At 32.6% G+C, this 23,463-nt stretch carries 21 protein-coding genes and 1 tRNA gene; 17 read left to right on the top strand and 5 right to left on the bottom strand.

Annotation, left to right across the window (positions count from 1 at the left end):
* Nucleotides 1-208: 208 nt before the first annotated feature.
* Complete coding sequence (rpmE, locus tag ACW9JY_RS00225) at nucleotides 209-424, bottom strand: 50S ribosomal protein L31 (RefSeq protein WP_103076638.1); 216 nt, start codon at nucleotides 422-424, stop codon at nucleotides 209-211.
* 84 nt (nucleotides 425-508) lie between these two features.
* Nucleotides 509-937, bottom strand: a complete 429-nt coding sequence (locus tag ACW9JY_RS00220) for a hypothetical protein (RefSeq protein ID WP_103078790.1) — start codon at nucleotides 935-937, stop codon at nucleotides 509-511.
* A gap of 165 nt (nucleotides 938-1,102) precedes the next feature.
* Between ACW9JY_RS00220 and ACW9JY_RS00215 the strand changes: the two genes are divergently transcribed.
* Both ACW9JY_RS00215 and ACW9JY_RS00210 read left to right on the top strand, forming a co-directional pair.
* Entirely contained in the window at nucleotides 1,103-1,312 is a 210-nt protein-coding gene (locus ACW9JY_RS00215; protein ID WP_457283040.1) for a TrmO family methyltransferase domain-containing protein, read from the top strand.
* A gap of 507 nt (nucleotides 1,313-1,819) precedes the next feature.
* Complete coding sequence (locus tag ACW9JY_RS00210) at nucleotides 1,820-2,272, top strand: nucleotidyltransferase domain-containing protein (protein WP_103899094.1); 453 nt, start codon at nucleotides 1,820-1,822, stop codon at nucleotides 2,270-2,272.
* A 6-nt stretch (nucleotides 2,273-2,278) separates the two neighbouring features.
* Here ACW9JY_RS00210 and ACW9JY_RS00205 read toward each other — a convergent pair whose 3' ends face one another.
* On the bottom strand, nucleotides 2,279-5,185 hold the full coding sequence (locus ACW9JY_RS00205; RefSeq protein ID WP_457282937.1) for a PolC-type DNA polymerase III: 2,907 nt from the start codon (nucleotides 5,183-5,185) through the stop codon (nucleotides 2,279-2,281).
* A gap of 794 nt (nucleotides 5,186-5,979) precedes the next feature.
* Here ACW9JY_RS00205 and ACW9JY_RS00200 point away from each other — a divergent pair.
* The 12 genes from ACW9JY_RS00200 (at nucleotide 5,980) to ACW9JY_RS00145 (ending at nucleotide 17,224) form a co-directional block, all read left to right on the top strand.
* Entirely contained in the window at nucleotides 5,980-8,304 is a 2,325-nt protein-coding gene (locus tag ACW9JY_RS00200) for a glycosyltransferase (protein ID WP_457282936.1), read from the top strand.
* A gap of 203 nt (nucleotides 8,305-8,507) precedes the next feature.
* Nucleotides 8,508-8,933: a sugar 3,4-ketoisomerase gene (locus ACW9JY_RS00195; protein WP_103078794.1), complete on the top strand. Its 426-nt coding sequence runs from the start codon at nucleotides 8,508-8,510 to the stop codon at nucleotides 8,931-8,933.
* Nucleotides 8,917-10,026 carry a DegT/DnrJ/EryC1/StrS family aminotransferase gene (locus ACW9JY_RS00190; RefSeq protein WP_103899371.1) on the top strand — a complete coding sequence of 370 codons (1,110 nt, stop codon included), beginning with the start codon at nucleotides 8,917-8,919 and terminating at the stop codon, nucleotides 10,024-10,026. Before ACW9JY_RS00195 ends, ACW9JY_RS00190 begins: the two co-directional genes overlap by 17 nt.
* Before the next feature lie 24 nt (nucleotides 10,027-10,050).
* The gene (locus tag ACW9JY_RS00185; RefSeq protein ID WP_457282935.1) at nucleotides 10,051-11,052 is read left to right on the top strand and encodes a sulfotransferase domain-containing protein; all 1,002 of its coding nucleotides are present in this window, start codon (nucleotides 10,051-10,053) and stop codon (nucleotides 11,050-11,052) included.
* 186 nt (nucleotides 11,053-11,238) lie between these two features.
* Complete coding sequence (locus tag ACW9JY_RS00180) at nucleotides 11,239-11,763, top strand: GNAT family N-acetyltransferase (protein ID WP_103078797.1); 525 nt, start codon at nucleotides 11,239-11,241, stop codon at nucleotides 11,761-11,763.
* Nucleotides 11,760-12,632 (top strand): glucose-1-phosphate thymidylyltransferase RfbA, encoded by an 873-nt coding sequence (rfbA, locus tag ACW9JY_RS00175; RefSeq protein WP_103078798.1) that lies wholly within the window; start codon nucleotides 11,760-11,762, stop codon nucleotides 12,630-12,632. Before ACW9JY_RS00180 ends, rfbA begins: the two co-directional genes overlap by 4 nt.
* The gene (gene rfbB, locus ACW9JY_RS00170) at nucleotides 12,629-13,675 is read left to right on the top strand and encodes a dTDP-glucose 4,6-dehydratase (RefSeq protein ID WP_103898539.1); all 1,047 of its coding nucleotides are present in this window, start codon (nucleotides 12,629-12,631) and stop codon (nucleotides 13,673-13,675) included. The genes rfbA and rfbB overlap by 4 nt, the downstream gene beginning before the upstream one ends.
* Nucleotides 13,676-13,805: 130 nt before the next feature.
* Complete coding sequence (locus ACW9JY_RS00165; protein WP_103898540.1) at nucleotides 13,806-14,291, top strand: MotA/TolQ/ExbB proton channel family protein; 486 nt, start codon at nucleotides 13,806-13,808, stop codon at nucleotides 14,289-14,291.
* Nucleotides 14,269-14,994, top strand: a complete 726-nt coding sequence (locus ACW9JY_RS00160) for a hypothetical protein (RefSeq protein WP_103898541.1) — start codon at nucleotides 14,269-14,271, stop codon at nucleotides 14,992-14,994. Before ACW9JY_RS00165 ends, ACW9JY_RS00160 begins: the two co-directional genes overlap by 23 nt.
* Before the next feature lie 20 nt (nucleotides 14,995-15,014).
* Complete coding sequence (locus tag ACW9JY_RS00155) at nucleotides 15,015-15,344, top strand: hypothetical protein (RefSeq protein ID WP_103898542.1); 330 nt, start codon at nucleotides 15,015-15,017, stop codon at nucleotides 15,342-15,344.
* Nucleotides 15,345-16,359: 1,015 nt separating this feature from the next.
* Nucleotides 16,360-16,893, top strand: a complete 534-nt coding sequence (locus ACW9JY_RS00150) for a hypothetical protein (RefSeq protein WP_103899096.1) — start codon at nucleotides 16,360-16,362, stop codon at nucleotides 16,891-16,893.
* Nucleotides 16,894-17,068: 175 nt separating this feature from the next.
* Nucleotides 17,069-17,224, top strand: a complete 156-nt coding sequence (locus ACW9JY_RS00145; protein ID WP_158245392.1) for a hypothetical protein — start codon at nucleotides 17,069-17,071, stop codon at nucleotides 17,222-17,224.
* Between the two features lie 338 nt (nucleotides 17,225-17,562).
* Here the strand turns inward: ACW9JY_RS00145 and ACW9JY_RS00140 are convergent, their stop codons facing one another.
* Nucleotides 17,563-18,381: a flagellin N-terminal helical domain-containing protein gene (locus tag ACW9JY_RS00140; protein WP_103899097.1), complete on the bottom strand. Its 819-nt coding sequence runs from the start codon at nucleotides 18,379-18,381 to the stop codon at nucleotides 17,563-17,565.
* Between the two features lie 235 nt (nucleotides 18,382-18,616).
* On the opposite strand from ACW9JY_RS00140, the gene ACW9JY_RS00135 reads away from it, so the two are divergent.
* Entirely contained in the window at nucleotides 18,617-21,253 is a 2,637-nt protein-coding gene (locus ACW9JY_RS00135; RefSeq protein WP_103899098.1) for a tetratricopeptide repeat-containing glycosyltransferase family 2 protein, read from the top strand.
* A gap of 79 nt (nucleotides 21,254-21,332) precedes the next feature.
* On the opposite strand, the gene ACW9JY_RS00130 is transcribed toward ACW9JY_RS00135, so the two are convergent.
* Entirely contained in the window at nucleotides 21,333-21,545 is a 213-nt protein-coding gene (locus ACW9JY_RS00130) for a DUF2283 domain-containing protein (RefSeq protein WP_103899099.1), read from the bottom strand.
* 307 nt (nucleotides 21,546-21,852) lie between these two features.
* Between ACW9JY_RS00130 and ACW9JY_RS00125 the strand changes: the two genes are divergently transcribed.
* Nucleotides 21,853-22,851: an Rpn family recombination-promoting nuclease/putative transposase gene (locus ACW9JY_RS00125; RefSeq protein ID WP_457282934.1), complete on the top strand. Its 999-nt coding sequence runs from the start codon at nucleotides 21,853-21,855 to the stop codon at nucleotides 22,849-22,851.
* A 176-nt stretch (nucleotides 22,852-23,027) separates the two neighbouring features.
* Nucleotides 23,028-23,102 (top strand) — tRNA-Val (locus ACW9JY_RS00120).
* The last annotated feature ends 361 nt before the right edge of the window (nucleotides 23,103-23,463 follow it).

Below are 23,463 nucleotides of genomic sequence, written 5' to 3'. Positions count from 1 at the left end.
CCTTGCTAAGTCGTGATATCACCCTTCATAAAAGGATGGCCTGGGTCCAGGCGTTGGTTTTCACCTCCGAGATTTTTTGTTATGTTTCCAGCTGGATATTAGTAAAAATTTACCAATAGCAAGGACCAACTGGATAACGCTTTTCATCTCTTGATACTTTTATTCCTTAACTCTAATAAATCCCCCCCAACAAGAAAATTAGAGATTTTTAGTTTTCAAGAAAATCTTTGTATTTGTTCTTAAACTTCTGAACTCTACCTTCTGTATCCAATATTTGTGAACCTAATTCTCCTTTGTAGAAAGGATGACATTCAGAGCAGACATCTAATCTGAAATTGTCAACTGTTGAATACATAGTATGTTCAGCGCCACAGGCGCATTTTACGGTTATAAGCTTCATTTCTGGATGAATACCTTGTTTCACGTCTAACACTCCTTAATCTATATTTCTTGTCAACTTATTATATCATAAACTGATAATTATGTCAAATTAAAAGAAGAATGCACATTAAAAAGTATAAAATAAACCTAATCCTCCGCTTAAATCAAAGTTTGTTTCAGGGGTAACTTTAAAACCTGGTGCAATTTCTAAAAATGTGATCAATGGAGTTTCAGGAATAGCAAAATTCAAACCCAATGGGAAGCGTATTCCTAAATTTAAATCGTCTTTTACACCAAGATGAATACCTGCACCATAGCTAAAATCAATATCACCAAAAAGATTTGGAGAAACACCGTTAAAATCTGCCTGTATAGTGAAACTGTCGTGGGTAAAAGACCAGGCAGCCGTGATACCGGCGAAACTCGTTGAACTAGTATAACTCCTTATATACAAACCCGTTGGTTCACCAACTTTTACACCTAACCCTAAAGGAGCCGAAAAAACAACCGCAGTTAAAACTATTAAAGCGAATAAAGAAACCACTATCTTTTTCATACCGATCCCTCCTAATGTTTGATTTTTTTGAAAATGAAAAACGTAACATTAATATAATATCATAACTTTATTAAATTTGTATTAATTTCTTTTTATGTGATAATATTAGTTTGAAAGGAGCTAAAAGTATGATTGAAATTAGATACAATCCCATTGGCATAGTTCATTCCCATTGTTTTATCAGTTGTTAAGTTAATAAAAGTAGAAAAGAATATACTGGAGATTCAAAATGTAGAAATAATTGATGGTACCCCTGTTTTGGATATAAAACCCTACTTACCAGAATTCACCACTAATGAGGGAGTTAAAATTGGATGGCTTGAGAAAAATGTTCACAAACTGCAACAATCGAAAGATGACGGTAGATTCAGTTAAGAGAAACTTTTGAGCCAAAAAAGAGCCAATTGTGATGGGCGGGGAGCGGAGCGAAGAGGCGCTAACAAAGATACTTTTCCTCACGGGTGGGGAGCGGGGTGAAAGGGCGCTAATAAAGACTAAGCACAGCATACAAAAAAAGTTCCTCTTTCAAAAATAAGATTTTAATTTTAAAAGGGTCACAGGGCGGAGCCCTCCCAATCCTCGCGGTTAGGGAAAGGAGGTCCCTTCCTAAAAAAGGGGGAGCGGGGGGGGAAGGGCGCTATAAAAGCTATTATACGAGAGTCATATGATAAGATAACACACCTTCAAAAAATATGGTATAATTAAATTAGCAAAGAAAACAATTTACTCCTCTTATGGGCGAGCAGCGGGGCGAAGAAGCGCTAATAAAGATACTTTTCCTCATGGGTGGGGAGCGGGGTGAAAGGGCGCTACATCTATCGTTTTAAAGTTTCCCAAGACAGTATAAGATTTAAATACAGTCGAATTAAGTAGGTGAACAACATGGTTCAGGACAAATTAGAATTCCTAAAAGATTTGTGTAAAAAATATAAAATAGGGTTAGTTTATTTGTTCGGCTCGCAGAAAGAAAAGGCTTATCAGTTGCTAAAAAACAATGATGATTACAATATAAAAATAGATGATCCTCTCACAGACATAGATGTGGGAATAGTTTTTTTGTTTGATTTGGATAGTATAAAGCACAGATACAAGCTTTATGCAAGTATATACAATGAATTAGAAGAATTATTTAAACCTTACAAATTAGATCTGGTATTTTTACAAGAAACTCATTCTGTATTCCAGACTGAAGCTTTAAAAGGCATATGTGTATATAGTGAATCAGAAAGTTTTAAAGATGAATACGAAATGATGATATTAAGGCGTGCTGCGGATTTTAAATATGTCCTCGATTTATACCATAAAGAAGTATTAGAAAAATTCGAGGAGAAATGAAATATCTCAAAAAAGTTCTATATTCTCGGTTATAGCTTCTCCCCTTTCCTTCAAGATCCGCTGGGCATTCTTACTACCAATATTTCTCACTTTGGTCAGAGGAATCCTCAAATATTCCCCTTCAATTTTAAAAACCTTTGCTTCACTCTTGTAAAGATCCGGTCTTAAAAAGCCAAAACCTCTCTTTCTCATCTCGTAGGCGGTTTTAAGCGTGGAATAAAAATTGGACTCTTCGTAATTATGTTGGAATTCCTTTTTTGAAAGCTTCGTAATCGTCTGAACCGTCAATGCTTCATCCATTATAATATCAATATCAAAAAACCTCGTTCTGATAGTGAAATAAACGCTGTAAAACTCAAGAGGATGATAAAGCTTGTAAAACGCTATCTTGCACGCCATTATCATGTAGGCAACCGCATGGGCCTTTGGGAATAGATAATGAATCTTCTTCAAAGAATCAAGGTACCATTCGGGAGCTTCTGAATCATCTATCGCCTTCAGTTCTTTCTCTGTAAGCTCTTTCCCCTTTCTCACTTTTTCCATGATCATAAAGGCCGTTTTTGGTTCCACTCCAAAATACTCAAGCGTTGTCAAAATATCGTCTCTGCAGCTAACGATCTGATCGATACCTGCAACATTCTTCAAAACTATCTCGCGGGCGTTGTTGAACCAAATATCCGTTCCGTGTGCAAGTGAATTCGTCCTACACAGATCGTAAAAAGTTTTGGGCCTTGTCTCGGTGAGCATCTTGTGGGAAAAAGGTGTCCAAACTTCCGGTACACCCAACGTTCCAATCTCCGTACCTATCTCTGAAAGATCCACTCCCAACTCCTTTGTAGAAGAGAAAAGTGAAAGAACCCGCTCATCGTGCATCGAAATATTGTTGTAATCGTAACCGGTTAAATCCTTAAGCATTTTTAAAAAGGTTGGACCATCATGTGACAACACATCTATTTTCAGCAAATCATTTTCTAAAGCCTTAAAATCGTAATGTGTCGTAACAATACCAATCTCAGGAGAATTTGCAGAATATTGATAAGGAGTAAAATCGTGAACATCGTACTCTTGAGGGATTATTATCATAGCCGATGGATGTTGACCTGTATTCAACTTTGTCCCTTTTATTTTTTGAGAAACCCAGAAAAGATGTGCAAAATTCATATCTTCATCCTTGAAATAATTGAACGCCATCTTCAAAGCGTTGTACCTCGAGATGGTACTTATCGTACCTGCCTTGTAACAATAGTTCCTACCAAATTTCTCTTCCAAGAACCTTTGTATATCGTTGAATATCTCAGCCGAAAAATTCACGTCTATATCTGGGATCTTCTCACCAGAATACCCCATAAAAACCTCAAACCTTATATTATGCCCATCGGAGTTCAAAATCGCACCACAATTTGGGCATGACTTCTCTTTTAAATCAAAACCACTCAAGTTTAAATCCTCACTGAACTCTATAAACCCACAACTCTCACAAAAATAATGTGGAGGCAAAGGATTAACCTCCGTTATCCCCAAAAGAAAAGCGACGAGCGAAGAACCAACTGACCCCCTCGAACCGATCGGATAGCCCATCTCTAAAGACTTCTTGACCATATCGGCTGAGATCAAAAATATCACAGCATACCCGTTATCTATTATACTTTTCAATTCCTTCTCTATCCTATCTATAATTATACGGTGCAACTTTTCTCCATACATCTTTTTTGCGTTGTTATAAACGATATCTCTCAAATTTTGGTCGGCAGAAGGGATAATAGGCGCCTTCAATTTAAAATCAAAAGGGGCAAACTCCTCTACCTCACCAGCGATTTTATTCGGATTTTTCACAACGATTTCTTTTGCAATGCCGTGCTTTTTAAAGATCTCAAATGCCGCATCGTACATCTGAGAAGTGCTTCTAAAATAATTAACACTTCGCGTAGTCTTCCTTGGTTTACTCTTTGTAGAGGTACCAACGATCATAGCGTTTAAATACTCTCGATCTTCTTCTCTCAAATAATGAACATCTCCCGACATAACAACAAGCTTTTTGAAAGCTTTTGCAATCTCATACACTGTTTTAGAATAATCGATAATCTTACCCTTCTCCAAACACAAATCGTTATAACAATCCATCGGGAAAAGCTCTATATAATCAAAAAAAGTTACCCATTCCTTTAAATCATCAGTAGAATACTTATTCAGAAAGTCGTAAAGCAAAAATCCATCAAGTGAAGAACCCAAAAGTAGCCCTTTTCTTAAATTCTTCAAATCAGAAAGTGAAATTATCGCACTTTTATTCACAACGTTCATATGTGAAATCGATACTATTTTATAAAGATTCTTCAACCCCTCTTTATTCTTAACCAGCACATTCACGTGTTTTACGATCCCTCTTCTCTCATCGTGCACATTCAGCTCACAACCAAAAATTGCTTTTACCCCCTTCTTCTTAGCATACTCATAGAAATAAGGAATCATCTGCACATTCTCGTTATCCGTAATGGCAACCGCCTTTTGTCCAAACGAAGAAACAGCATCCACTAACTCCTCCATATCCAATATGGACAACTTTGAGCTCATCTTTGAATGCGCATGAAGTTCAACTCTCTTTTCTACCGAAAGATCGTGCCAAGATAATGGAACAGCAACTTTTATTGTGTCTACCTTCAAACAATAACTCCCCATTTCACTATCGTACTCTAATACCCCTTCAAATCTAAACCACTCATCTTTCCTTGACCCCGTTCGGGGCGTTTTCCCGCTTTCTGACTTACACAAAAAAGAATAGCTATAATCAGTAACAAACAAATAATAAAAATCCTTTGCCTCATCAACATAAAAAATTTTGCCTTTTATACTAATCTCCTTATTAAAAAACTCCTCTTCCCGCCCTTTAATATCCGAAAGATTATTAAAAAAATACATAAAACTTCCTCCTTAGGCATACGTATATATAATATTATACGCAATTTTACCTAAGAAGTCAACAGGGAGCTGCAGTGGGCGGGCTGCAGGGTGAAAGGGAAAGCCTTTTGCTCATCCTTAGAGGGTGGGCTGCGGGGCGAAGGGGCGCAAATGTAGATAGAATGATTATTTTAGAAACTTTATAATTTTTAAAAATAAGTTTTTGATTTTCAAAGGGGTACAGGACGAAGTCCTCTCCCACAAGGTCTAAGGAGCCGCAGGCCCCTTCATTAGAAGGGTGGGGAGCGGGGTGAAAGGGCGCTAATAAAAAGTAGAAGGCAGATAAATAATTATCTGCCTTCATTCCGATCAATATCACTTAACTACTTCTTTGGTTTATCTTTTGGCTTATCTTTCTTTTTCTTTTTTTCCTCTGCCATGACCCTTCCTCCTCCGGGCAAAAAGCCCTGTTAATGGAACCCTTATACCAATAACCAAAACATATAAAAATCTTACAAATATTATACCATACTAAAAATTAAAAGCAACAGTTTTTAGCAAAAATTTTTGGCAAAAATATCACTTTCGGAAAACTCTGCTAAAAATCCCTCAATTTCAGTCGATAAAAATAGGATAAACAATTACTTAAAAAGAAATATTAAAAGGCAATAAAATACTATCATCCTTAAAGGGCGGGCTGTGGGATGAAAAGGGCCAGAGTCCTTTCTTTGGAGGGTGGGCTGCGGGGCGAAGGGGCGCTATTTATCAAGTTTTAGAACTTCTAAAGACAACTTCAAAAGCCAAGGAGGATTCCTATGTACGAAGAAATCTTTGAATTGATAAACGAAGGAGAAATAAACAAAGCTCAAGAACAAATAGAAAAAATATCCGATGATGACCCGAAAAAATACAACTTAAAAGGACTAATACACTTCAACAAAAAAGAACTCGAAAAAGCCAAAGAACAATTCGAAAAAGGATTAACAATAAACCCTGTTGACTCAGACCTATTATTCAACTATGGGTATCTACTAAAAGAAATGAACCAAGAAAGCCAAGCATGGAGATACCTGATGAGGATACACGACAAAGACTGGGCAATTTATGACCTCTTAGGAGACATAGAATTCAAAAACAGAAGCAAACTAGCATCTTTAAGATTTTATCTAAAAGCAGCTCAACAGACTGATAACCCACAAATGAAAAAGAAGTTCTTAGAAATAAGAAACAAGATAAAAAGAGATACGAAGATAGCCTTTCTTTGCTTACCTGGCTTAGACAACTTCCTAAAAGACATAGTAGAAACCTTCTCGCTGGGATACGATGTCAAACTCGTAGTATCAACAGACGCAAATGAAATAACGCAAGCGATAAAATGGGCGGACATAGTCTGGCTCGAATGGGCAAATGACTTAGCAGTATTTGCAACAAACAAAGTCTCTGAAATAGCAAATAAAAAAGTTATTTGTAGATTGCATAGTTACGAAGCCTTTACGGACATGCCTGAAAAAATAAATTGGAGAAATATCGATCGATTGATCTTTGTTGCACATTCTATGAAACTAACATTTCACCAATTACACTCTAACCTTGATCTTCAATCATGCAAAGAAGAAATTGTTTACAACGGGGTTAACTTAGACAAATTCAAATTCTCTTTACACAAACCAGGATACAACTTAGCTGTGTTAGCTCATATAAACTACAAAAAGAATCCGGCAGCTTGGATTCAAATAATAAGTAAATTAAAAGAAATAGATAACAAATATAAACTACACATTGCAGGAGATTTTCAAGACTCGAGGTACAAAGTATACTTTGAATACATAAAGAAAGAAATGAAAATGGAAAACAATTTCATTTTGCATGGCTGGATAAGAGAAGTAGAAAAATTTTTAGAAGACAAAAACTACATAATATCAACAAGCATACATGAAAGCTTTGGTTACAACATTGCCGAAGCAATGGCAAGGGGAATAAAACCAATAATTCATAATTTTGACGGTGCCAAAACGTTATGGCCTAATGAGCTTATATATAACACAATCGATGAAGCGGTAGAAAAAGTAACAGAAGAAACTTACGACTCAGAAAGTTACCGTAGGTTTATCGAAGATAATTACACGTTGGAGCAGCAAATATATGAAATCGAAGAAATTATTTCTTATCCAAAGAAGGATTTATCTATCAATTATCTAAAAAAAAATGTTAATGATTTGAAAATAAGTTATGTGATGCCTGTATACAATGGTGAAAAGTTTATAGAAAAATCATTAAGTTCGATCTTAAAGCAAAAAATTGAACCATATGAAATAATAGTCATTGATGATGCATCAACTGATAATAGTTATAAAATACTTAGTAAATATCAAAAACGATTTCAGAATATAAAATTATTTAGAAATAACATAAATCTTGGGGGATTGCAAACTACAAAAGAATTATTGAAGAAGGCTAACGGAGATTTTGTTAAAGTTGTTCATCAAGACGATGGATTATATGAAAGTTATGCCGTGGAAATTTCACGAATAAATGATGTTTATAAATATTCTTTTATAGTAAATGATTTTACTTATATAACCGACGAGAATATAGTTTCAAATTATTTGAAGAAAATTTGGAATAATTTCGAATTAGATCCTAACAAGTTGAATAAAGAAGATTTATTAAAATTTTTAGTTATAAAAGGAAATTATGTAGGAACAGATTCCAATGTACTATTTAATAAAGAAAACTTAATGAAAATTGATTATCTTAACGACAAGGACGAGTTTCTATCTCAAAAAGGTTTATACGGTTATGATTATTATATTTACTTAAAACTAGTAAATATTTCTAAGCCAAAGTTTGTTTTCAAGGATCTATCATTTAGATACGAACATAGTAACAATGTTACATCTAAGCATATAGGAAGTTTTAGAAGAATAATCGGATTACATAAAATTCTGTTGAATTACGAGCATCTTTTAAATGAAAAAGAAAGAAAAATTGCTTATTTTAATTACTTCGGACGTGCCATCTATTCAGTAAAAATTTGCAAAAATCCAGAAGAAAAAACAAAAATGATTTCATACATACTTAAGAATTGTAGTAAATATTTATCGAAAGAACAAGAAAACGAACTTATAAAATTGTTATGAATTTTGTTAAACTTTCATTGAAATGGTTAGAGTGTGCTCTTTTTAAGATTAAATTAATTTATTACATATTCGCTAGTTTGAAATTAGTATTAATTTTTTGCTAACCGAAATGGCACTTAAAAATTTTTGAATTAAATATCGGCAACTTCTTTATGTTAAAAAACTGGCTTTCTTAAAAAATTAAGAGCGTAGAGGCAATCAATATGTATAAACTAATTACTTTTAAACAAATAGGCAGAATAGAAATAGGTTTCCTTTCTTTTTTTGAATCAAACCAAAACATACCTTTTGAAATAAAAAGGATATACTATACCTACTATGTTCCTGTTGGAACAAAACGAGGTGGGCATGCTCATAGAGAATTAAATCAACTTCTTTGGTGTCCTTATGGGAAAATAAACGTCATTTTAGACGATGGCAAGGGGAAAAAGGAGTTTTTGTTGAACTCTCCTGAAAAGGGTTTATTGGTAGGAAAAGGGATTTGGCATGATATGTATTGGATAAAGGAAAATTCAGTGTTATGTGTTGCAGCATCTGATTATTATGATGAAAGTGATTACATCAGAGATTACAACAATTTTTTAAAATTAGTGAAAGAAGGTTATTGGAAAGATGAAAATAAACTTTAATGAACTGAAAAGAGGATACGAAAAATATAAGAGTGAATACGACAAAGCAGCTATTGATGTGTTGGAATCTGGTTGGTACATTTTGGGAGAAAATGTAAAAAGGTTTGAAAATAATTTTGCAAATTTTATAGGTTCTTCGTATTGTGTAGGGGTTAATTCGGGATTAGATGCCTTAATATTAGCAGTTAGAGCACTAAATTTAGGAGAAGGGGATGAAATAATAGTACCTGCGAATACTTACATAGCTACAGTATTGGGGATTACTGAAAATGATGCAACCCCCGTCTTTATTGAACCGGATGAATATTACAACATAGATACGGATAAGATAGAAGCAAAGATAACGGGCAAGACAAAGGCTATAATGGCAGTCCATTTATACGGTCAAGCGGCTAATATGAATAAAATAAAAAGTATAGCCACAAAATACAGTTTATACTTATTAGAAGATTGTGCTCAAAGTCATGGAGCAAAATTTGAAAATCAAACAACGGGAACATTTGGCGATATAGGTTGTTTTAGCTTTTATCCTACTAAAAACTTGGGTGCTTTTGGCGACGGTGGAGCGATAGTAACAGATAATAAAGAAATTGCTGAGAAAGTTAAAATGTTGAGAAATTATGGAAGTCAAAAAAAATACTACAATGAGATAGAAGGAGTAAATTCTCGTTTGGATGAGATTCAAGCAACTTTGCTAAATGTCAAACTATCTCATTATGGCGAATTGAGGAAAGAAAGAGAAAAAATAGCTTTAAAATATTTAAATGAAATAAACAACCCAAAAATTATATTACCAAGAATTAGAAAAGGATCAGATCATGTCTGGCACTTATTTGTTGTTCAAACTGAAGAAAGAGATAAATTGCAAAATTATCTACAAGAAAATGGAATAGGGACCCAAATTCATTATCCTATACCACCGCATCTTTCTAATGCCTACAAACATTTTGGGTACAAAAAAGGTGATTTCCCCATCACCGAAGAAATGGCAAACAAAGTCTTAAGTTTACCAATATATGATGGGATGACAGATGAAGAGGTAGATTATGTAATAAGAGTAATTAACAATTATAAGGATTTATTTTCTAAATAATTTAGAAAAGGAAAGGGAGAAAAAATGAAAAGAATCGTTATACATATTGGTTATCCAAAAACAGCTACGACAACTCTTCAAGAAGCAGTATTTGTAAAATTACATCAAAAAAAGAAAATAAATTACTTAGGAAAAACCAATTTTATCCGTTATTCAAAAGGGAAACAATTTATTTTATCAAACTCTCTAATAAATTCTGTTGTTTTTGATATTCCGTTTCAAGAAAGAGTCAATATCTCTGAAACAAAATTAAATATAATCTCAAATGAAGACTTATGCTTGATTCCATATTTTAAAGAAATTCAAACAAAAAAAAAGGTAGTAGATCCTTTTCTATATCCTAGAAAATTAAAAACATATTTTGAAAACTTTGCAGATGAAATTATAATATTTGTAACTTTAAGGAATCAAACAGAATTAATATATTCAAGCTACGTAGAAAGATATCATTTGTTCAAAGACGATGAAAAAAGAAATTCTTTTAATAAGTTTCTATTAAAAGAAATAGATAATCTAGCAGATATTTACAGAGTTTTTCGTTTTTCAGATATTTTGACAGAATATTCTAATATCTTCGGTAGGAAAAATATTCACATTTTGCTTTACGAAGATTTAAAATACGATCAACATTTTTTTTGTAAAGAATTAAGTCGAATAATCGATGTGCAAAGTAGTATTTTAGAAAATCTTTTAGCAATGAATAATCTTAGAAATAAAAGAAAAACTAAAGAAGGTTATTATGCTGAAATTGTTGAAGCAAGGAAAATAACAAATGTTTTAAAAAAATTACCTAACAACAGAGTTATTGATGTATTACTTTCTACCTATAAAAATACTTGGGATAACGAAATTTCCTTTTTTAAAATTCTTAGTAAATTGTTATATAAAAGAAATTATGTTTTCATTCCAAAATTTACAGAAGAACACAAAAAGATTATTGTAAACAAATTTAGAGAAAGTAACATTAGACTTTCTGAAGACTTTGGTGTAAGTATTGATAAATTAAAAAAATACCAATATATTTAACTTAAGAGAAAAAATAAAATTTTGGTTCTCTCCCAAAAAGTGTGGGTAAATAAACGGTAAGCTTAATTTTACTCCAGATATTTACTTACTATTTTTGTTGTAAAACCTATTTTAATAAAGTCTAATTACTCTCAGTATTCATTTTTTATCAATTGACTTCTTTACAAAAGGGAGTGACGCTGAAGGATGGATATTAAATTACGACCTTTAAAGTTAACAGATGCTGATTATATGAAAGAATTCACTGAAGATGAAGATATTTCTAGAAACTTACTCTTTACAAGATATCCTTTTCCAACAGAAAATATGATTTCATTTATCAAGACTTCTTGGGAAGATAAGAGAAATATACATTATGCTATTGCAAATGAAAATGATGAATATATCGGAACCATTAGTTTAAAAAATATTAGCTATATAGACAAAAATGCCGAATATGCAATAGTAACAAGAAAAAAGTATTGGGGTCTAAATGTTGCTTCATTAGCAACAGATAAAATTCTAAATTATGGTTTTTACACCCTCAATTTGAATAAGATATATTTAAATGTTTTAAGTTCGAATTTAAGAGCAATTAGATTTTATAAAAAATATGGATTTAATCAAGAAGCCATTTTTAAAAAACATGTTTATAGAAATGGTGATTATGTTGACTTAATTTGGTTTTCTTATTTTAAAAATGATTTTAATGATAAGAGGTTTAAACCATGAAAGGCATAATCCTTGCAGGGGGAAATGGTACAAGACTTTACCCAATAACAAAGGGAATAAGTAAACAATTATTGCCTATTTACGATAAGCCTATGATTTACTATCCATTATCCGTTCTCATGATTTCTGGAATAAGAGAAATTCTAATAATTTCTAATCCAGAATATATTGATATGTATAAAAGGCTATTAAACGACGGAAGTCATTTAGGACTAAAGATAGATTACGAGATTCAAGAGAAACCAAGAGGACTTGCAGACGCTTTGAATGTTGGCGAAGATTTTATCGGTAAAGACAGTGTTTGTTTAATCCTTGGGGATAACGTGTTTTATGGTCAAGGTTTTGGTCCAAAGCTTCAAAAGGCCTCTGAGGTGGAAAGAGGTGCTGTTATATTTGGTTATTATGTAACTAATCCCAGTGAGTTTGGAGTTGTAGAGTTTGACGAACAGGGAAATGTTTTAAGTTTGGAGGAAAAGCCTTCAAAACCTAAGTCAAATTACGCTATTCCCGGATTGTACTTTTATGATAACTCTGTGATTGAAAAGGCTAAGAATTTGAAACCTTCTGCAAGAGGAGAATTAGAAATTACTGATTTAAACAGAGAGTATCTAAAAGAGCAACAATTGAGAGTCGAACTTCTTGGAAGAGGTTTTGCATGGCTAGACACCGGCACTTACGATGGACTTGCCAACGCCGCTGACTTTGTTAGAACCATTCAAAAAAGAACTGGTTTATACATCGCTTGTTTGGAAGAAATAGCCTACAGGAACAAATGGATAACAAAAGAAGAATTGATTAAATTAGGCAAAGAATATGAAAAGACTGAATATGGTCAATACATTCTAAGATTTGCGAGTGATATGAATTGAGTATCCTAGTAACAGGGGTAGCTGGATTCATAGGAAGCAATTTCGTATACTACTACCTAAGAAAACACAAAGACAAAAAAATAATAGGGTTAGACAAACTAACCTATGCAGGGAATTTGGATAACCTATCCAAATTAAACGAAGAAGAAAAAAATAGGTTCACCTTCATAAAAGGTGACATAAACGATATAGAACTGTTGGAAAAGATATACCAAGAAAACGAAATAGAAGGGATAATAAACTTCGCAGCAGAAAGTCATGTAGACAGATCGATACACGACCCACAGATATTTTTAAAAACAAACATACTGGGAACACAAACGTTGTTGCATGTATTCAAAAAATACTACGATGAAAGAAAAAACCAAAAATTCTTACAAGTATCAACCGATGAAGTGTATGGAGCGTTGGGACCAACGGGATACTTCACAGAAAAAACACCCCTTGATCCACACAGTCCTTACTCTGCAAGTAAAGCGAGTGCAGATCTAATAGTAAAGGCTTACCACGACACATATGGACTAAATACGAACATAACAAGATGTTCTAACAACTATGGACCATACCAATTCCCAGAAAAGCTCATACCGCTAATGATAAACAACGCATTAAACCACAAAGAGTTACCCGTGTATGGAGATGGGAAACAGATAAGGGATTGGTTGTACGTGGAAGATCATTGTAAAGCGATAGAGCTTGTATTTGAAAAAGGAAGAAGTGGAGAAGTATACAACATAGGTGGACACAACGAAAAGGAAAACATAGAGATAGTAAAAATAATAATAGAATACTTACAAGAAAAAACAAAAGACGAAAAGATAAACGAAGGTTTGATTAAACATGTGAAAGACAGGTTAGGCCATGACAGAAGATACGCAATAGACCCAAGAAAGATAAAAGAAGAGTTAGGCTGGGAACCAGAGACGAAGTTTGAAGAAGGTATAAAAATAACGATAGATTGGTACCTTGAAAACAAAGAATGGATGGAAAAGGTTATAACAGGGGATTATAAGGAGTTTTATAGGAGGAATTATGGGGGATGAAAGTTAGTTATATGAAAAATGGATACGTATTGAGCCCTTTTTCAGGAAAAAAGGATAAAATTAGGAATTAACTAAGATATAGAATCTAAACAAGGGGTGATTTTATTTTGGGAAATATTCTTGGTTCTTTTTGGGTAAATTGGTTGATTGTTTTTTTGGGGTTGTAAACTTCGGTTTATTTTTTCGGATTCTTGCTAAATCAAAGAATCTTTCTTCTAAATTAAGACCTAACAGGGCAGAACATTTAGAACTTTACGAATTTTTCAGAGATACGTACAAAAATTCTAACGCAAAAAATAACTTTGGATATATCGAAGGTGAAAATAGCTCTATTAACAAGTGTTTTTCTTATTATGGTTCTATAACTAGTATTTTTCCGCTTTTGGGGATTTTGGGTACAGTAATCTCTTTTTTGAAACTTTCAGAAATCACTTCTGAAGTAATAACTCAAAATTTTGCGAATGCTTTATCTTCGACATTTTTTGGTCTTCTTTTTGCAATACTATTTAAAGTATTAGAAGGAGTGTTAGCGCATAAAATAGAGGATAACAATTATATAATAGATACAATGATCAAGACTGCGAGTGATAGAAATGAAAAAAAGAACGATAATTGAACTTACACCTTTTGTAGATATACTGTTGATACTTCTTTTCGCTTTTTTATTTAACATATCTGAAACCAATGAAAAAGCTGAAGTTGCAACAAACAAAAGTATAGAGTTAGCACAAGAAAATTTCGAACTTAAAAATGATTTAGAGGAAAAATCAAACTTTCTTCAAGAAATAGCTAACAAAAACGAAAAGTTGGAAAAACAAAATACTTTTTATAAAAATTTTTACATAGAGCTATCCAATATCATTGAAAAAGCTTTTGAAGATGTGGAACTACCAGAAGATATTAGTGAAGATGAATTCGAAAGAATAAAAAAACTATTGGAAAACAAAGAAATCAACTTAGACTACTTTATAAAAAACGAAGCTTTAAAAGAGAACTTCTTTGTTCTGGATATAACCATTCAAGGTGAGGAGCCCGAAGTTTTCTTAAACACCCAGAAAATAGACTTTTCCATAACCTATGAGCAGTATGCCTCAGAAAACACTAGAGAAAGTAAATTAAACATTCTTGAAGAGAAAATAGAAAGTTCTTTGAAAAACAACGGAATTCCCCAATTAGTTCTAATAACTATAAAACAGATGGATGATAATGTTTTTCTTTATTCATATAATTTGTTGTTGGAAGCAGTAAAGGAAATACAGAATAAATACGGTGCTGACCGAATTTATTTTACAGAAATACCATTTTTATACAATAATTAAGGGGTGATATTATTAAGAAATTGATTGTTTTACTTATTTTAATAATCATAGCTTTATTATTCTTTATAGGGTTTGCTTTTAAAGGATTTGGACTTGGGGGAGGAGGACAAGGTACAAAGGGCCTAGGAAATCAAATTGAAGAAGATAAAATACCATTAATAACAATAAAATCTGACGAAATATATGTTAACGGTGAATTAGTAAATAAAGATAATATTGCAGAAACTTTCAAAGAACTAGCCAACAAAACAGAAATAGTGGAAATTGATTCTAGTAAGGCAAAAAGAACAACTTATTTGGAAGTTAAAGATGAATTGGAAAAATTAAATTTAACTATAATAGAGAAATAATATCTCTTATAGACAGTTTATTTTTTGTGCACCCAGCATGCTCAATAACTAAGCGGTGAAAGTCCATTGTGGGTCAGGTAGCAGGAACTACTAGTTGAGGCAAGGGTATCCATCGTGAGGTGGAATCTGAAGGAAGCCCAAGGCAAAGTCCTGGTGCGATTTATAGCAAAAGAAAAACTTAAAGAGCGTATCAAGTTAAAATCAACATCTCCAATTGCTATTGCTAACTGAATTTTTTTCGTTTAGTAGTGCAGATCTTTGAAATATCAGAAAAAATTTAAAATATATTAAAGAAGCTGTAAACGCAGATAGTTTCAAAAAATTACCTTATCAAAAAGCTATAAAAGAGGAAATAGAAAATAGGAGCAGAAAATCTATACATCTCTTTGATTAAGATTGAAGATTTAAATTATTATAGGGATAAATTGGAGAATGACATAAAGAGTATAGAATCGAATATGAAAATCAAAAAATAGGGGAGAAAATAGCCATATTTTTGGAAATATCTAATATAACCGAAGAACCAAAAGATGTAATGTATAATGTATATGATGTCATTCAAAATGCTAAAAAAAGATCTTCGTTAGAGAATGAAATTAACAACAAGTGTTTTTATCAAAACAGCGGTTGACAAAGGTATCATGGATGAAAATTATTTTGAAAAAGTTTCTCCTGGAACGAAAGTAGCTTTTGGAAAAGTGTAGGGATCAGTTTTATTGTTTTTTTAAATGATACCAGATTATTTAATCATTTGTTCATATTTTATTTTTTTACGCACACTTTTTGTAAGAGAACCAAAAATTTTGAAAATGGGAGGTGGTTTTTATGAGGGTTAGAGAATACCATAAAATGTCTCGCTTTTCGGTGAATTAGTAAAAGAGAATTTCAAATACTGAATAAAAGCGTATAAAGAGAAAGGAGGTGCTTTGTAAAAAACATTTTTTAAAACCATGTTTTAATAAGTGTTTTAGAATTTCTTAAGAGACTAAAAAATATTATACGAGGAGGAAATAACATGGCCATACAGTATAAAAATCTTGATGAGCAAACACGCAAATTTATGCTGAAGGAAATGGAAAAGGATGTTAAGGAGGGAACCCTATATATAAGCCCTCGTTTGAATTCCACTGGACAATCTGAATGGGCTAAACTTCTTGAAGATGCTATTGCTGGTTACAACGATGATTGGTTAGCTACTCAGTTAAATGAGCAACAATGTATGAAATCAGATGAGGAAAGGAAATTGCGAAGTGGAGAAATAAAGAAAGCAAAAGTTCCTGTGAATGCTCCTGAAACACTAGCTGAAGGTGAATTCAATCGCTTTTACGCACGCGGTATATGTGTAAGAGCAATTGCTGAGGGGATAAGTGAAGTTATAGTGTATAGAGGGAAGCAAGTTCAACGACCACGCCAAGAGTCCCAAGCAATGATTGGAAGGAGAATTGATCCGCAAGCTTTGTTGGAAGACCTCAGAAAATCACAAGGGGTAGAACCAGCTTTAGGTATACCACCTGGACCAAATTCAGGTTTGACTATCTCCTTACCATGAAAAAAGTAGGCACTTCCGCTAACATCGGACAAACGACGACGCCTCGCACTTCTCATATGTCCATGGACGTTGTCCAAAATTGAGCCTGCCTCCTGAAAGAAGCGGAAGGTGTTGTAATTTTATTATATAACCAAAAACGAATGTTTTATATAATCAAAAGGTATAGCAGATAGGTATGGAAGATGCTAATGTTGCGTTGATACCTAAGGAGATAGAAGAGATAAAAAGGGAGATAGCATATATTAAAGAGCATATGACAGACGTGGATAGAATTTTGATGGATGAAGAGATAATAATGTTAAAAGGAGCTGAGAAAGAATACCAACTTTAAAAATAGGTAAAAGTAACGATTAACGAAAGGAAACACACCGAAAGGGGTTCAAGAAAAATAAGACAAGAGGAAAAAGAACAAAATATTGGATAATTATTCAAAATGCTCTTTGAAAATCGAAATAATTCTTCAAAAAATCGAAAAGTAACTTGAATTGTATAATTTTGCTGTAAAAATATGCATGAAAGAAAGTTATAACAAGGGAGTATTTGGAGTTTTGTGAGAAGAATTATAGAGGATGAAATTTAGAGCAAAATATAGGTGAAAAAATACTTAGTTAGTTTTAGCAATATATAAAAGAAAAAGGGGCGGTAGCCCCTTTTTAGGCATAAAAACAATTATCTTAACAATTGCAAGACGTTTTGTGGAACCGTGTTTGCTTGAGCCAACATTGCATTCGATGATTGCAATAGTATTTGTTGTTTTGTATAGTTCATCATTTCTTTTGCCATGTCTACATCTCTGATTCTTGATTCTGCAGCGGTTAAATTCTCTGAGGAAACTTGCAAGTTGTTTATAGTGTGTTCTAACCTGTTCTGATATGCACCAAGCTTGGATCTTTCTGTAGAAACTTTCACTATTGCAGCGTTTATAGTACTAATAGCGGTATTTGCACTTGCCTGATTTGCAATACTCATATTAGTACTATTTATTTCCAAAGCCCCTGCACTCATAGCTCCGATTGATAAGGTAATGTTCTGACCTATGTTTGCTCCGATGTGGAAAGTTGAGTTAGTAAAGGTTCCATCTAATAATTTCTGGGTGTTAAACTCGGTGTCACTTGCAATTCTATTGATTTCTGCTGTTAATTGGGTTACTTCGTCTTGCAATGCTTGTCTATCTGCACCAACGTTTGTGTCGTTTGCTGCTTGTACTGCTAACTCTCTCATTCTTTGCAAAATAGCGTGTGTTTCAGTTAATGCTCCTTCCGCTGTTTGTATTAAGGATATAGAGTCTTGAGCATTTTTTACAGCCATGTCTAATCCTCTAATCTGTCCTCTCATTTTCTCAGATATTGACAAACCAGCTGCATCGTCACCTGCACGGTTGATCCTAAAACCTGAAGAAAGTTTTTCAAGGGATTTTCCCATAGCGTTGTTAGCTGAATCTAACTGCCTCCATGCGTTTAAAGCGTTTAAGTTATGGTTAATTCTCATTCTACCTTCACCTCCATGTGATTTTGGTGTTATCCTTTCCTTAGATGATTTATTTCCTGGCCAGGAATATTTCATTATATTTATCGGTTAAAATTCTAATAACTTTAATTATTTTCTTTACTTTTTTGGATTCTCTTTGAGTCTTTTTAAATCGAAACTATATAATTGTAGAAGGAAATAATAAATAAAAGAAGAATGATATAATAGAATAAGCTTTGTAATGGGAGGCAAGTGTATGAGTGCTAATAATGAAAAATTGTTATCTGTTGCTATGATTGTTAAGGATGAAGAGGCTAATATTAGACGTGCCTTAGAGGCTATTAAAGATGTGGCAGATGAGATAATTGTTGTTGATACAGGTTCTATGGATAGAACGCCCCAGATAGTTAAAGAGTATACCGATAAGCTGTACTTTCATGAGTGGCAAAATGATTTTTCTGAGGCTCGAAATTATTCTTTGAAGTTTCCAACCTGTGAGTGGGTTATGAGATACGATGCTGATGAAGAAGTTTCAGAATCCTTTATAAAAAACATTAGAGAGTTTCTTAAAAAACTACCAAAAGATGTTAATACTGTTTATCTGCCCATTATCAGTTATATGGATATGGACCACACAAAAACTGAAGTTGCATCGATTCCTATAATTTTTAGAAAAGGTACCGTTGAATATCAAAACGTTGTACATAATCAAGCTATATATAAACCTAAAGTAGTCCATGCCAATTTTCCAATTTATCACTACGGATATATTTGGACCAGGAATTTGCGAAAGAAGAAACATGAAAGAACAGCAACATTGATAAGGGAACAATTGAAAAGTTCTAATAAACCTTTAGATAGGATTTATTATTTAATTCAATTATATAAAATTGAGGAAATAGGTAGATACAGTTTCAGAAGAAATGAGTTGGCATGGAAAATTATAAAAGAGATAAAAGAGATAAAAAAGGTAAATAATTTACCAACCATTACCCTTGAATTTTTATATTTGTTTGGCGTAGAATGCATTGAAAATGATATGAAAAAATTGGGGGAAGAGTTATTAAGAAACGCAATTAAGTTATCACCAAAATACCCCGATCCTTATTTTGGGATGATGCTTTTATGTGAGAAAGAGAAAAAATATGACGAACTGTTGGATTGGAGTAATAAATTTTTCCAGGTGCTAGATACTGCTATGAATGAAGTTGAAACATATTGTTGGACAATTATGTCTCTTAAGCGAATATCTACAGCCTATTTGCTTGCAGCGAAAGCCTTTTTGATGAAAAAGGATTTTAATAACTTTAATAAATATGTTTCAAAAGCGTTTAGTGAAAAAGGAAATTTTGCATTGAATAAAAGTAATATTCAGATTTTAATGAAAAATTTGGTTGATGTGGTTGAATCTAAAGAAGAGATGGAACAGGTTCTTCCAGGAATTAAGGTTATCTTTGAAGTTAGTGAAAACGAAGGGATTCAAATGTACTTCGACGAACTTATCCAAAAGCTTGGAGAATTTAATCTGAAGGTTGAAAAGAGTTTGTTGGAGAAGTTTAAATGGAAAAACGAAATATCAAAATATGTAATAAAAAAATTTGAAACATCTGAAGATCAGCTTTTAAACTTTGTTACTAAAAACGATTATTTGAAGTTTGTAAATGAAACGGGAATATACGGTCTTTTGTTTCTTTTCTATGTTCTTGAAGAGACAAAAAGCTACGTTGAGATTTTAAAAGAGTTAGGAAGATTAAGAAAGGTTGAAAGTGAAGAGGTTAGAGGGGTTTTGTATGTTTTAATTGGAGATGCTTATCTAAAATTAGAAAAGTACAAAGAAGCAATAGAATACTACAAAAAAGCCAAAGATATTTATCCTGAGGTATCGAGGTTTATAAAGCCCCTTTTAGAGGATTTATCTATGAAGTTATCCACAGAGTTTGACATTGCTTTTGATGAGATGTATAGTTTTTATACGTCTGAAAATGAATTTATTTTTGATATTGTTGAATACCTCGGGGAAGATGCAGTTGAAAAATTGTATTTGATTTCGGACATTTCCTTTGCTAATTATGCATCTGCTTCTTTACTAATAGAAAAAGATCCACAAAAGGCTGAAACGTTGTTGAAAAAAGTAGAAAATATCGACGAATTTCCTTTTTATTATTATAGACTTGCTAAGATATACGAAAAAAAAGACATTGAAAAAGCCTTGGATTTACATATAAAAGCTGTAGAAGAGAATAACAAACTTGCTGATATATCGTTTGGTATATACAGTTATTCTGGACTTTATCCGAATACTCAGATTAGTTTAATGAAAAACAATGATGAAATGATTTGGGTAGGGAATATTTCTGAAAAATTTTCCACGCTTGGCATTATTCATCCCATTAGGAGTTGGAAGAAATCAGATACTTTTATGTACGCTTCGCCTTATCCCTCTGACGAGGCTTTAAGGATTTACGAAGAGCGTGAGAAAGAAACTTACAAGTCTATTCCTTTGGAGATCAAAAAGGAAGTTATTTTAAGGGGATTAATCGATAGTGGTTTTAAAGATGTCAAGGTTCTTGGAGTTGATAAAGAGAAGTATGAAGGTGTTTTTGAAGATTTGGGCATTTCTGTAAAAGATAATTCTAACAATCTTTTAATTGTAGGGGAGTTTGAAAAAAGTTATGATGTAACTGATATTTTAAAGAAGGCAAAAAAGGTTTTAGCCTTTGTGTATGTTCCTGATTTGAAGGATAGAGAGAATGTGGTTTGGTTTATTCCAAAGTTTAGGGTGCTTAGAACGACGGGTGAGTTGATTTCGTTATTTGAGAAAGAAGGGTTTAAGGTTTCAAAAGTTGAGGCTATTGATGGAAATTTGAGATTTATTGAAGCATATAAAGAGTAATTTTGTTTTAAGACTTTATAATCAACTACCCTGGCCTCTATAGGCTGGGGGTAGTTGACTTAATAAGTGCCATAGAAATTTATTTCAATGTTTCCTTCAATTCTTTTGCTAGGTTCTTAGCCAACATTTTTGAAATGTGATAAATCTCTATTCCAATAATTTGGTCGAGCGCGTCATATTCTACTCTTATATTATCTGATACCTCTTCGGAATCTACTGCGGCACCTTTTCTAAGCGATATATAAAGTATATCATTATCTTCATCAAACCATACTTTTATATTCTCACCCATCTAATATTCTCCTTTTTGCTTATCCTCCAATTGTTTTTAATGATTTAAGAATTAAATATTCGTTCTAAAAGTTAAAAAAGATAAGGTAAATCGTGTTTAATTTAATTATACCATAGGTTTTTAGGAATATGAATTTACCGTTTTTAGTTAAATGAGAAAAGGTAAGGATATGAAAGCTTTTCACAGAGATTTAATATGATCTAATGCATAAGATAACACACCTTCAAAAAGATATGATATAATTAGATAAAACAAAAAAGGAAACACTTCACCATACAACAAAAAACAAACCAAAAAGGAGAAGCTTATGTCTAATCCAATCAAAGATTCCATATTCAAAGAATTATTTGAAGACAGAGCCATATTCTACGACTTTCTAAAGGTCTTTCTTCCAAAAGAAATCACACAACAAATAAAAGAGACAGATTTAAAACGTGAACAAACCGAGCTAATAGGCAAAGACTTCTCCATCAAAAGATCAGACATACTATACAAGATAGAAAAAGGAAACGCCCCGAAGGGGGTTCAAGGAAACGGGCAAGATGTATACATATACTTATTGTTGGAGCATCAAAGTAAAGTTGACCAACTGATGGCATTCAGGATGTTGGCGTACAAGGTAAGAATATGGGAACAATATGTAAAAAGTCACAAAAGAGAATCAGAACAAAAAGGATTCAAACTACCAGTCATAATAGGGATAGTCTTTTACGATGGGAAAGTGAAATGGACATCACCAATGGACGTAAAAGACAAGATAACAAAGATAAAAAACATGGAAGAGTACTTAATAAAAGCAAGTTATGAACTAATAAATTTAAGCAATATAAAAGAAGAAACGATAATAAACATGAAGAAGGCACTAGGGGTAATCTTATTAACGGACAAACCAAACGTAAAGATAAAAAAAATGGAAGAGTTGCTAAAGATTATAAATCAAGAGATAATATCGAAGTTGCCAGAAGAAGAAAAAGAAAAGTTTGATAAACACAGAAACGCATTCTTAGAATTGCTTAGAAAGAGGACAGATTACGAAGAGATAGAAGAAAGGTACAAAGAGCTAGAAGAAATGGAGGTGCCAAAAATGTTTGACACATTAGAAGAGATAGCAAAAAGAGATAGAGAAAAAGCTAGATTAGAAGAAAGAAAAGAATTTGAAATTAGATTACTAAGTAAAAGATTTGGTAACCAATTAACCGAAGATTTAAAAGATAAGATAAGAAAAGCGGATGAAAAAACGATAGATTACATAGGGGATAACTTGTTAGAAATAACCATAGAAGAACTAAAAGAATTGTTGAAATAATGGTAGTAGGCAATTCTTAAGTATTTAAATAAAATGATATCACTTTTATATCTTATAAGGGTTAATATTTTTCCCATCCCTTGTATGCAAGAATTTCATCAACCATATTTGACAAAAACCTGGAAGTTTAATGACAAGTTTTGAAATATATTGTATAATAGTTTAGAAGAGTTTTGGGGCGCTTAGCTCAGTGGGAGAGCGTCTGCTTCACGCGCAGAAGGTCGTAGGTTCAAACCCTACAGCGCCCACCATCTTTTTTTGTACTTCTTACAAGTTTTGATTCATACTTTCTGCATACCTCCAGGTACCCACTCAAGAATCTCAGAAAGATAAATCTTTTATTAAAAAAATATAAATATTTTTTTAATTCGCTTTCTTCAGTAATAATATATCATCAAAAAATACCATGAATACCTAATTTTAAGCATTTTCAACAAAAAAATTTAAAATTTTGCGAATTTGCAAGTTTTGTGTATAATCGAAACAAGTGAGTAAATATATTCATTACCATTTATTAGTAATAATGAAATATATTTCAATGAATTGTTTACTATGAAAATAATTTCTTGTTCTTTATTAAGTATACCGGGGAAAGCAAAAAAGGAGGAGGTA

Source organism: Petrotoga sp. DB-2 (assembly GCF_054051725.1).
This window is presented reverse-complemented; position numbering and strand designations above follow the sequence as displayed.